The organism is Citrobacter meridianamericanus (assembly GCF_041320245.1).
Lineage (GTDB): Bacteria > Pseudomonadota > Gammaproteobacteria > Enterobacterales > Enterobacteriaceae > Citrobacter > Citrobacter meridianamericanus.
The window spans coordinates 4,749,939-4,761,815 of sequence record NZ_CP101036.1; the positions used below are offsets into that span (position 1 = coordinate 4,749,939).

13 protein-coding genes are annotated in these 11,877 nt (G+C 51.0%); all 13 read right to left on the reverse strand.

The genetic code is table 11. The features are described 5' to 3' along the window. Positions 1–41 precede the first annotated feature (41 nt). Positions 42–1,208 carry a glutathionylspermidine synthase family protein gene (locus NMD08_RS23125; protein WP_151217354.1) on the reverse strand — a complete coding sequence of 389 codons (1,167 nt, stop codon included), beginning with the start codon at positions 1,206–1,208 and terminating at the stop codon, positions 42–44. Between the two features lie 2 nt (positions 1,209–1,210). Beyond that, positions 1,211–1,852, reverse strand: a complete 642-nt coding sequence (locus NMD08_RS23130; RefSeq protein ID WP_187259217.1) for a DUF1190 domain-containing protein — start codon at positions 1,850–1,852, stop codon at positions 1,211–1,213. 9 nt (positions 1,853–1,861) lie between these two features. After that, the gene (locus NMD08_RS23135) at positions 1,862–2,260 is read right to left on the reverse strand and encodes a DUF350 domain-containing protein (RefSeq protein ID WP_006686318.1); all 399 of its coding nucleotides are present in this window, start codon (positions 2,258–2,260) and stop codon (positions 1,862–1,864) included. 17 nt (positions 2,261–2,277) lie between these two features. Further along, positions 2,278–2,961, reverse strand: a complete 684-nt coding sequence (locus NMD08_RS23140) for a YjfK family protein (protein ID WP_187253605.1) — start codon at positions 2,959–2,961, stop codon at positions 2,278–2,280. Beyond that, positions 2,937–4,004: a potassium channel family protein gene (locus NMD08_RS23145; protein WP_286540808.1), complete on the reverse strand. Its 1,068-nt coding sequence runs from the start codon at positions 4,002–4,004 to the stop codon at positions 2,937–2,939. Before NMD08_RS23145 ends, NMD08_RS23140 begins: the two co-directional genes overlap by 25 nt. Further along, complete coding sequence (locus tag NMD08_RS23150; protein ID WP_187253603.1) at positions 4,004–4,702, reverse strand: PspA/IM30 family protein; 699 nt, start codon at positions 4,700–4,702, stop codon at positions 4,004–4,006. Before NMD08_RS23150 ends, NMD08_RS23145 begins: the two co-directional genes overlap by 1 nt. A gap of 15 nt (positions 4,703–4,717) precedes the next feature. After that, complete coding sequence (locus tag NMD08_RS23155; protein WP_151224459.1) at positions 4,718–5,122, reverse strand: DUF2170 family protein; 405 nt, start codon at positions 5,120–5,122, stop codon at positions 4,718–4,720. A gap of 123 nt (positions 5,123–5,245) precedes the next feature. Then, positions 5,246–5,977, reverse strand: a complete 732-nt coding sequence (gene rlmB / locus NMD08_RS23160) for a 23S rRNA (guanosine(2251)-2'-O)-methyltransferase RlmB (protein WP_003830482.1) — start codon at positions 5,975–5,977, stop codon at positions 5,246–5,248. Positions 5,978–6,047: 70 nt separating this feature from the next. Next, positions 6,048–8,510 (reverse strand): ribonuclease R, encoded by a 2,463-nt coding sequence (gene rnr, locus NMD08_RS23165; RefSeq protein ID WP_210904351.1) that lies wholly within the window; start codon positions 8,508–8,510, stop codon positions 6,048–6,050. A gap of 38 nt (positions 8,511–8,548) precedes the next feature. Continuing rightward, on the reverse strand, positions 8,549–8,974 hold the full coding sequence (gene nsrR, locus NMD08_RS23170; RefSeq protein WP_005134424.1) for a nitric oxide-sensing transcriptional repressor NsrR: 426 nt from the start codon (positions 8,972–8,974) through the stop codon (positions 8,549–8,551). Positions 8,975–9,190: 216 nt separating this feature from the next. Next, positions 9,191–10,489: an adenylosuccinate synthase gene (gene purA / locus NMD08_RS23175; protein ID WP_003025606.1), complete on the reverse strand. Its 1,299-nt coding sequence runs from the start codon at positions 10,487–10,489 to the stop codon at positions 9,191–9,193. A 102-nt stretch (positions 10,490–10,591) separates the two neighbouring features. Beyond that, positions 10,592–10,789 (reverse strand): DUF2065 family protein, encoded by a 198-nt coding sequence (locus NMD08_RS23180; protein WP_006686310.1) that lies wholly within the window; start codon positions 10,787–10,789, stop codon positions 10,592–10,594. An 82-nt stretch (positions 10,790–10,871) separates the two neighbouring features. Continuing rightward, positions 10,872–11,876, reverse strand: a complete 1,005-nt coding sequence (gene hflC / locus NMD08_RS23185) for a protease modulator HflC (RefSeq protein WP_151217347.1) — start codon at positions 11,874–11,876, stop codon at positions 10,872–10,874. Position 11,877: the final 1 nt, after the last annotated feature.

Below are 11,877 nucleotides of genomic sequence, written 5' to 3' on the forward strand. Positions count from 1 at the left end.
AACCTCATTATTCGCGACGGAGGGAGATCACAAAAGTGCGGTTAGCCCGCAATATAGTGAGGGACGAAACGAGAAGTATCTTTAGTGATCAACGTATTGTCCTCGCGGATCCCCATACCACAGGCTTCATCATCCACGATCCAACTGCCGATCAGCGTATAGCTGTCGCCAAAGTGCGGTAATGGCTGAAATGCCTGATAGATCATCGGCTCTTCGGCGTAGTCCCCCTCAGCATGTTCAACGACCTGCTGCTGACCATTAAAAATGGTGACGTTTCCCCCCTCCCGAGAAAATATCGGTTTGCGCACATAACTTTTACCAGCCGCAATTTGTGGCGTTTCACCATCAAACCAGGCGGGAAGCAGATTAGGATGGTTGGGAAAAAATCGCCACAGCAAAGGCATCAGCCCTTTATTGCTGAGCACACTCTTCCACAACGGCTCAACCCACTGTTCTCGGCGATGGCGCAGTAAGGGACCATTTTCATCGCGCATCATCCACTCCAGGGGATAGAGCTTAAAGGCGCGACGAACGACGTTATCGTCCAGATCCGTGAGCACGCCGCCGACGCCAAGCCCCAGTTCTTCGACATAAATAAATCGTGACTTTTGCCCAGCCTGCTGCGCGCAATCCTGTAAATACAATACCGTGGTCCGATCTTCATCGGTATCTTCGCAGCAGCAGAAATAGAAGGGCTCGGGACTATAAAGCTCAGCAAAACGAGAGATCAGCCGCTCCTGAATAGCGTTGTACTGGTCGGCATCGCGTGGGATCACTCCGCTACGACGCGCATCTTCCAGCCATAACCACTGGAAATACGCGGACTCGTAGAGCGACGTTGGCGTATCGGCGTTGTACTCCAGCAGCTTGACCGGGGCGTTATTCCCGCACCAGACAAAATCCATGCGGCCATACAGCGAAGGATCGCGATCGCGCCAGCTTTCGGCAATCACATCCCAGTACAGGGGCGGGATCGCCAGTTGCTGCATAATCTGTTCGTCTTTAACTGCCCGCTCGACGACATCCAGACACATCTGGTGCAATTCTGCGGTAGGCTTTTCGATCTGCTCTTCCACTTGCCTGAGCGTAAAGCGGTATGCCCGACTCTCATCCCAATAGATTTCGTCATCGATAATATGAAAATCGAAACCATGATCGTAGGCGATCCTGTCCAGAGCGGGGCGCACAGGGACATCATGTCGCAGCATCGTTAACCTCCCCAGTGCCCGCGTGCGCTGGACGAACGTCCGTAGCCGCCGCGTGAAACTGTCGAGACTTTTTTCGTCGTATAGCTATGGCTGGTTGCGGTATCACTCTTTCCGCTACCGGAACGCCAACTGTAATCTCCGGAAGGCGTACGCCAGACCGGGCGTGAAGCATAAGAAGAACCGCCGCTGCTGTAGACATACTGCTCGTCGCGATCCTTACGAATAATGCGGCTGAGTAAAAAACCGGTGAATACCGGCACCCAGCTTTGATCGGTGCTATCGAGATAGCAGTCACCAAACTGCGTCTGACAACTCTCCTTGCTCATTTGCTTCGGCAGATCAGCGTAAAACTCTGATTTCGCATTGTTCCAGCCATCGGCACAAACGGTGGCGCTATTGCCACCGTCAATGCATTCGTTCACCGTGGAGTAAAAGGTACCGTCACCGTCGTTATCGGTATTATCGTCGTCTGTGCATCCTTTAAGGATAAAAAATGCCGCACCGCCCATAATGGCCAACGTCAGATATTTTCCGCTGTAGCGGCTGCGTTTTTTTGCAAAAGGATCGACCGGGCGTCCGATTCGCGTGATGGAGGAATGCCCTGACGTCCTGTTTTTGTTTCCGGATTTACGTATTCTTGCCATGATCGTCCATTACCATGTCATGCAGGCGGCGTTAAAAATGCCCCCCGCCAGGGCAGCGGTCCCCATAAACATTCCCGCTGCGGTATTGTGATTAATAATTTTCTCACTCAGTGCTGGCATGTATAAACGCACGCCGCCGTAGATAATGAGTTGAATTACCAGCGCAATTGCCCCCCAACAAAAATAATCCGGGATGCTAACAGCATTTATTGCCGCGCTGGATAACGGAATAACGTAGCCCAGCAATGTACCGCTAAAGGCCAGCGATGCTGCCGTATTATTATTTTTAATCAGCTGCCATTCATTGTGCGGTGTAATCTTTGAATAGATGATAAGAAAAATTATCACCATGGCTGCACCAATAAAAAAATAGGCGCAAAAAGCCAGTAATGAATCCAGTATATGCATTGTAACCATCCCTAAAATTAACCAATAATATCAAGCGATGTTAATGAAATATCTACACCCAGCGCCCGCGAAAATACCCACTCAGGCTCTCCCTGCTCATTGAACGACTCTTCACCGTTTAACAACAGGTATTCCCACGTATCATCTGTAACCTGCCGCTGGTAGCCCATAGTAAAATTATGTACATCCCATGTGGCATGCTGATGATTTTCCACTTTCTCCAGCATATAAACCGGTTCAATATTCCCCGGCTCTTCATCGTTAAAAAAGCGCTGCCAGCATACTTCCTGCCAGCTCAGCGTCGGCGTACCTATTGCGGACGGGCTAATGGCAGACTGCCAGTGTTTTTTCTGTGAAATCCCGTAACTTTCTTCATAAACAAAAAATTTGATATCGTCGATATCATCAATATCTGAGCCGCCCGTGGTATTGATTTGCAGAAACTCCTCTCCAGACGTGTAGTAGCGGAAAATCTGGCTTCCTCCTCCCAAATCAATATGGCTAACCGCGGCGACGGTGTACTCCTCACCAGGTAATTCGATCAGCAAAGACTCTTCCAGCAGGCGAAACGCCAGCGTATTGAGCGTAAACCCTGCATTCAGATGTAACCCCAACGGCCCGCGTACTGGCGCATCGGCAGCAGCTTTACCAAATAAACGCTGGAAAAAACTCGTCATTATTTTCCCTCTATCTCCAGCCATGCAATCTCTTTCGCCAGAATGCGGCTATTACCTATCAGATGCAGCCACATACCTCCTTTTACCTCTGTCGAAATGACCGGATTTAATTCCATCCCCCGACCATTTTTACAGCTGCTAATCCCCAAAACCGTGGCATCGTGACGAAGCTTCATATAGCGCATGAGGTCGCCATAACGAATTGAAACCACCTCTTCAGGTATTGGCACGGCAAACCCCGTATCACCCAGCATGGGATTCATGATGGATGCGACCGACTGCGAAGACCCTGGGTCCTGAATGGAGCGAGAAAGCTGCTCAGCGGAGAGATTGCGCACAATTTCAATGCGCGGACAATGAACTTCCAGCAATCCTGCGTAACGCTCATCTTCCATATAAGCAACAACATGGCATTGTTCAGGAATGGAATCTACCAGTGAAAGCGCGATGGTAAACGTGAGTTCATCTGTACGAGCAAATATGATCACACTCTGGCAATTGCATAACCCCATGCGAGCATGCTCTTGCGGGTCATTAAAATTACGGATACGAATGAAATCAACCCAGTTATTTCCTGATAAAGGATGCTGAATATCATCTGATTCACACAGGAGCACCCGCTCAAAAGCGCGCCGGGTGTCATACAGCAACAGCGATATCATTTTTTCCGTCTGGTGGCCTCGCCAACCGACCACCAGCATATGGTTACGCAAATGCTGATAATCTCCCATCCCCATCATTCCTTTCGCTAACATCCCTTGCACCAGGCCGATAACCTTTCCCATTAATGCGCCAAATAAACCAACGCTGACAGGAATTTGCCAGATCGCTGTAAAAATCCGACCTGCCGCAGTTTGCGGACTCATGTCACCAAAACCCAACGTAGAGCCGACGACTGAGCAGTAATAAATAAAGTCGCTCAGACGACCAACCAGGACCGCCTCACCAAGTAACCTCAGCACCAGGTAACAAAACAGATACTGCCCTGCGAATAACCCCAGTAATGCAGGCCAGGTCAGTCTTGAAAGGTGCCGTTGGCACGTTTTGATGACCCAAGTGAACGGCATTACTCGCCTTGCTGACGCTGCAGTCGTGCCAGGACATCCTGAGCCGAACTTTTATTGGTCGCCCCAATGCCAGCTTCGGCCAGCTTCTCGTCGAGGTCACGCCCATCGGCAACCTTTTCGAGTTGCGCAGCGGTATCCAGACGAGCCTGACGCTCTGCCTGCCGCGTTTGCAAACGCTTGAGCGACTCTGCGGCTGTAGACACGCTGGAAGACGCGCCCACTGTCGATGTAGTCACCGCCTGTTGGGCGCGTTGCATCGCTTCTGTTGCCTTTACCACCTCAAGCTGCTGTTCGAACTGCGCAATCCGTTGTGAGGTTGCGTTCACCGCTTTCTCAACGCCATCGCGCGACGCCTCAATGTTAGTAAGTACTTGCTCTTCAGCTGAAATCATATTCTCAAGGCGGGCAATCTCTTCCGCAACTTCATTTATCAAAGATGGATCAACGTTTTTACTCAGCGCTTCCATCGCTCGCGTTTCCAGCGTGGATTTACGGTCGCGCAAATCTTTCAGTTTGTCGTTGCTGAGCTTCACACGCGCCAACAGATCAACCCGTGATTTTCCCGCTTTATCCAGTTCACCTTTCGCGTCACGAATATGCTGCTCCAGCATCCGCACACCCTGTGCTTCTTCAATTGATTCTTCCGCTTGCGAAATCATTGACTTGCCGAGGGTGAACAGACTTTTCAAAATTCCCATTAATAACGTTCCTTGTTATTCGTGCGTGTATTCTTCAGTGATTTCAGCCAGATCCAGCGCATTATCGGCTAACGTTTTCATTTCAAGGACAACATCGTCCAGAGATGAATTAAGCGACAGCGCGCCAAACGCAACGTAATATTCATCTCGCTGAACGCGAGAAATTCCCACAGAGGACAGCGGCAGCAGTTTTTGATGACGTAACAAAAAGAGATTGAATTCGTCATGGTGTTGAATATCATTCACCGAACAAATAATAGTTTCAATTATCATCTGGCGGGAAGTAAATAAAACGTTAAGCTGCAGATCGCCATAATCATCCATTTTAACTATTAAGGATTGCTCATCATTATGAGTTTTAATATTTAAATCATGGATATTCTGCAGCGCAGTAGCGAGCATTTGTGGAGTCCACACTATATATCTTCCATATATTGATTATTTAGGAATAAATAAAATGAATGTTATTTTTACTCGCTTATAATACCCGTTTTAGATAAAAAAAAACCATCCTAAATTGGATGGTTTGTCTGAAAATTAAATTTATCCGCGCTGGCGGACTGCTTCAAACAGGCAGATGCCCGTCGCAACTGAAACGTTCAGCGACGAAACGCTACCTGCCATCGGGATGCTGATGAGTTCGTCACAGTGTTCACGGGTCAGACGGCGCATACCTTCACCCTCTGCGCCCATCACCAGCGCCAGACGCCCGGTCATTTTGCTCTGGTAGAGAGTATGGTCGGCTTCACCTGCGGTTCCGACGATCCAGATATTCTCTTCCTGCAGCATACGCATGGTGCGTGCCAGATTAGTTACACGGATCAGCGGTACGCTTTCTGCCGCGCCGCAGGCCACTTTTTTCGCCGTCGCATTCAGCTGCGCAGAACGATCCTTCGGTACGATAACCGCATGCACGCCAGCAGCATCGGCGCTACGCAGACATGCGCCCAGATTATGCGGGTCAGTGACGCCATCAAGGATCAAAAAGAACGGCTGATCGAGTGTAGCAATCAGATCCGGCAGATCGTTCTCCTGGTACTGACGACCCGGCTTCACGCGAGCAATAATGCCCTGATGTACCGCACCCTCACTTTTCTCATCCAGGAACTGGCGGTTAGCCAACTGAATGACAACACCCTGTGCTTCCAGTGCGTGGATCAGCGGCAGCAGGCGTTTATCTTCACGACCTTTGAGAATAAAGACGTCCTGGAAGCGCTCAGGCGCACGTTCCAGCAGAGCCTGCACCGCATGGATGCCGTAAATCATTTCACTCATGAATGTACTCGTTAATTTTTTATGTGTAACGCGGGCAACGCGAAGTTGCCCGACTTACTGTTTATGGCTGTTATTGTGCGACTTTCTTTTTCGACGCACGTTTAGCTTTGGTGGCGGCAGCGATTTTAAGCGTTTTTGCCGATGGCTTTTTCGCTTTTTTGTCGCCTTTCTTCTCAGCCGTTTTCTTATCCGCCTGAGGTTTGGCTCTGCCTTTCTTCTCGCCGCGGAAAGCGCTGTCCGGCTCGAAATTCACCTTTTTGCCCATCTGACGACGTTTACCGGTATTTTTACCTGCATCACCTTTTTTCGCTTTTTCGCGCGCGGTTTTGCCTTCATTGCGCGGTGCACGTTCGCTGGAGATCAAACTGAAGTCGATTTTACGCTCGTCCATATTGACCGCTTCTACACGAACTTCCACCCGATCGCCCAGGCGATACATTTGACCGCTGGATTCACCCGTCAGGCGCTGCCCAACCTGGTCGAAACGATAGTAGTCGTTATCCAGGGAGGAGACATGCACCAGACCGTCGATAAACAACTCATCAAGACGGACAAAGAAGCCAAATCCGGTGACGCTGGCGATCACGCCTTTGAAGACATTCCCTACCTGATCCAGCATGAAGTCGCACTTCAACCAGTCAGAGACATCGCGCGTGGCTTCGTCAGCACGGCGCTCGGCCATCGAACAGTGCTGACCCAGTTGCAGCATCTCTTCCATCGAATAATGGTAGCCACCCGTTTCCGTGGTGTTGCCCTTATGGCCCTGCTCCTGCGCCAGCAGATACTTAATCGCCCGGTGCAAGGAGAGATCCGGGTAACGACGGATCGGCGAGGTAAAGTGCGCATAAGATTGCAGCGCCAGACCAAAGTGTCCGCGGTTTTCCGGATCGTAAATCGCCTGCTTCATCGAACGCAGCAGCATGGTTTGCAGCATTTCAGCGTCAGGACGGTCAGCAATCGACTCCAGCAGCTCCGCGTAATCACGTGGCTCCGGTTTGTTGCCGCCTGGCAGCTCCAGCCCCAACTCCGCCAGTACGGAACGGAACGAGTTAATCGCTTCGGTCGTCGGCTTATCATGAATACGGAACAGCGCGGGTTCTTTGGCTTTCTCAACGAATCGCGCCGCGGAGATGTTCGCCATGATCATGCACTCTTCAATCAGTTTGTGCGCATCATTACGTTGTGTCTGCTCAATACGCTCAATACGGCGTTCAGCATTGAAGATAAACTTCGCTTCTTCACTTTCAAACGAGATACCGCCACGCTCTTCTCGCGCTTTATCCAGCACTTTGTAGAGGTTGTGCAACTCTTCAATGTGTTTAACCAACGGCGCGTACTGCTCACGCAGTTCCTGGTCCCCCTGCAGCATATGCCAGACCTTGGTGTAGGTCAGACGCGCATGGGAGCTCATGACCGCTTCGTAGAATTTAAAGCCGGTTAAACGGCCTTTCGACGAAATGGTCATTTCGCAGACCATACACAACCTGTCCACCTGCGGGTTGAGAGAACACAATCCGTTAGACAGCACTTCCGGCAGCATCGGAACAACCTGCGACGGGAAGTAGACGGATGTGCCACGGCTGCGGGCTTCCTGGTCCAGCGGAGTCGGCGGGCGAACATAATAGCTTACGTCAGCAATCGCCACCCATAAACGCCAGCCGCCGCCACGTTTCTTTTCGCAGTAAACCGCATCGTCGAAGTCACGCGCATCTTCACCATCGATAGTCACCAGCGGCAGTGAGCGCAGATCGACACGTCCGACTTTCGCTTCTTCCGGCACTTCTTCTTTCAGCCCGGCGACCTGTTTTTCGACCGCCTGCGGCCAGATATACGGGATTTCATGAGTACGCAGAGCCATATCTACGGCCATGCTGGTTCCCATGTTGTCGCCCAGGACTTCAACAATTTTACCCACCGCTTTGGTGCGACGAGTCGGACGCTGGGTCAGTTCAACCACGACCACAAAGCCCATACGCGCCCCCATAATCTCTTCCGGCGGGATCAGGATATCGAAGCTCAGGCGGCTATCGTCAGGGACAACAAACCCAACGCCAGCGTCGGTAAAGTAGCGACCGACAATCTGGCTGGTTTTTGGCACCAGGACGCGCACAATACGCGCTTCGCGACGACCTTTACGATCTGCGCCCAGCGGTTGTGCCAGTACCTGATCGCCATGAATACAGGTTTTCATCTGCTCGCTGGACAGGTACAAGTCATCTTTACGGCCTTCAACGCGCAGAAAGCCGTAGCCATCACGGTGGCCAATAACGGTACCTTTCAGCAGGTCAAGACGTTCCGGCAGCGCATAGCACTGGCGGCGGGTGAAGACCAGTTGTCCGTCACGCTCCATGGCGCGCAGGCGACGACGCAACGCTTCTTGCTGCTCTTCACCTTCAATGTTGAGTTCAGCGGCCAGCTCATCGCGGTTGGCCGGTTTTTCACGTTTAGTTAAATGTTCGAGGATAAATTCCCGGCTCGGGATAGGATTCGCGTATTTTTCTGCTTCGCGTTCCTGGAAAGGATCTTGTGACATTGAGGTTCCTCCATTGTCAGCTCTGATGAAGATTTTCGTCACTCCACCAGCAATAATTTATAAAGCGGTTGATTTTCTTCAACCAAATCAGCAAGTGTGTAGTTGTCCAGTTCCGTGAGAAAACTTTGCACTGCCTTAGAAAGCGCCTGTTTGAGTCGACAGGCCGGGGTAATATGGCAAAACTCGCTGCTACAATTGACCAACGATAGAGGTTCGAGCTCGCGAACCACATCACCAATACCAATAGCTTTAGCCGGTTTACCCAAGCGGATACCGCCATTTTTTCCACGAATAGCAGTAACAAAGCCCGCCCGGCTAAGTTGATTGATTATTTTGACCATATGATTACGGGACACGCCGTAGACTTCTGTCACCTCAGAAATACTGGTCATACGTCCTTCGGGAAGTGACGCCATGTAGATTAGCGCACGTAATCCGTAATCGGTGAAACTTGTTAACTGCACATCAACCTCAGGAAAAGGGATAAAACGGATAAACCTGGTGGTATTAATTACATTGATGATAAACCAGCCACCAGCCAGGTCGCTAATTTATTTCAATTCAGGAAGGAAAAAAGCGAGGAACTTACGTGAATTTAAGCCGGATTCTAATACAAAGCGCTCCATCCGGCCTAAGATAGTGCAAGCGCAGCGCCATTCGACGCCACGCTATAACCAGAATTATGCGTCGAACGGGTCGCGCAGGATCATGGTTTCGGTACGGTCTGGGCCAGTTGAGATAATATCAATCGGCACACCGGTCAGTTCTTCAATACGCTTGATGTAGTTCAGTGCTGCCTGCGGCAGACCGCTACGTTCCTTCACGCCGAAGGTGGATTCAGACCAGCCCGGCATGGTTTCGTAAATCGGCTCAATACCTTTCCAGTCGTCAGCTGCCAGCGGAGTCGTGGTCACTTCACGACCATCTGGCATACGGTAAGCGACACAGATTTTCACCTCTTTCAAACCGTCCAGTACGTCCAGTTTGGTCAGGCAGAAGCCAGACAGGGAGTTAATCTGTACTGCGCGACGTACAGCAACGGAGTCCAGCCAACCGGTGCGACGACGACGACCGGTGGTCGCGCCATACTCGTTACCTTGTTTGCACAAGAACTCACCAACGTCATCAAACAGCTCAGTCGGGAACGGACCCGCACCGACACGTGTAGAGTAAGCTTTGATGATACCCAGAACGTAATCCACATAACGTGGACCCAGGCCGGAGCCGGTCGCCACACCACCTGCGGTAGTGTTGGAAGACGTTACGTACGGATAGGTACCGTGGTCGATATCCAGCAGCGTACCCTGCGCGCCTTCGAACATGACGAAATCGCCACGCTTACGCGCCTGGTCCAGCAGATCGGAAACATCAACAACCATCGAGGTCAGGATGTCGGCAATCGCCATCACATCATCCAGCACTTTCTGGTAGTCAACCGCTTCAACTTTATAGAAATTCACCAGCTGGAAGTTGTGATATTCCATCACTTCTTTCAGTTTTTCAGCGAAGGTTGCTTTATCAAACAGATCGCCAACGCGCAGACCGCGACGTGCCACTTTGTCTTCATAAGCAGGACCGATACCACGACCGGTAGTACCGATCGCTTTCTCGCCACGCGCTTTCTCACGAGCGTTATCTAACGCCACGTGATAATCAAGGATCAGCGGACAAGCTTCAGACAACAGCAGGCGCTCGCGAACCGGGATACCACGATCTTCCAGTCCTTTCATTTCTTTCATCAGCGCGGACGGAGACAGCACAACACCGTTACCGATGATGCTGATGACATTCTCGCGAAGAATACCTGATGGAATAAGATGGAGGACGGTTTTTTCACCGTTGATTACGAGAGTATGGCCTGCGTTGTGACCACCCTGGTAGCGCACAACATATTTAGCCCGTTCAGTCAGAAGATCGACGATCTTCCCTTTACCTTCGTCACCCCATTGGGTGCCCAGTACGACGACGTTGTTACCCATTTTTCAAAATCACCGTTTGCTTAAAAATGGATTCTACCACCGCTTTTTCAGATATACAGCACTTTTTGCATGCGAAAATCCGCAAAATAGGCTACTAATTGATCAGCCAATCGTTTTCCTCAACATGTAGTAGACCACAACGCCCGCAACCACAAGACCTCCACCAAAACGACGTAAAGTATTTTCAGGAAGCTGCGCCATTGCGGAGATCATTTTCTTCCACGCGCCGGGATAAAGCATCGGTCCCAGGCCTTCCAGCACCAGAACCAGTGCGAGCGCCAGCAAAATTGTTGAATTCATCCATCGTCCTTTTATAAAAAGAAAACCACCGCATCCTGGGGATGCCGGTGGTTTTGCTGGTTTTTAAACCGCTGGAACGCTATTAGCGTGTCGCGGTATTCGGCGTCTTCATGTAGCGGAAGAAATCGCTGTCCGGGCTCATGACCATCACGTCCTGATTACCTTCGAAGCTCTTCTCGTACGCACGCAGGCTACGGATGAAGGCGTAGAAGTCAGGATCCTGGCTGAACGCATCGGCAAACAATTTAGCGGCTTCTGCATCGCCCTCACCGCGCATTATGCGGCCCTGGCGCTCAGATTCTGCCAGCGTTTTGGTGACTTCATAGTCTGCCGTCGCGCGCAGTTTTTCCGCTTCTTCCTGACCTTGTGAACGATGGCGACGCGCTACCGCTTCACGCTCAGCGCGCATACGGTTGTAGATAGCCTCGGACACTTCAGCAGGCAGGTTGATTTGCTTAATACGCACGTCAACCACTTCAATCCCCAATGCCGCCATACTGTTCGGGTTGATGACCGGTACTTTACCTTTCGTTTCAGCCTGAACACGCTCAGCCGCTTCGGCAATTGCGCTGTCCGCCGCCGGCGTCGCGACTTCATCTTCCGTGCCAGCAGAACCGGAGTTCAGCGCGTCACGCACTTCCAGGGTCAGACGACCGCGGGAGTCGGTAACGATGTCTTTCACGTCCAGACGACCAATTTCAGAACGCAGACGGTCAGAGAACTTACGTTTCAGCAGGACTTCTGCCTGAGAAACATCACCACCGCCCGTTGCCAGGTAGTAACGGCTAAAGTCACTGATACGCCACTTAATGTAGGAGTCAACGATCAGGTCTTTCTTCTCTTTGGTGACAAAGCGATCGGCCTGGTTGTCCATGGTCTGAATACGCGCATCCAGCATCTTCACTGATTCAATAAACGGAATCTTGAAGTGCAGGCCTGGTGCAACAACCAGCGGCTTGTTTTCATCGTCACGTAGTACTTTACCAAAGCGCAGAGTAATACCGCGCTCGCCTTCTTTGACCACAAAGACAGACATGAACAGAACTACCAGAACGATGATGATAATCGCAATAACTGACTTACGCATC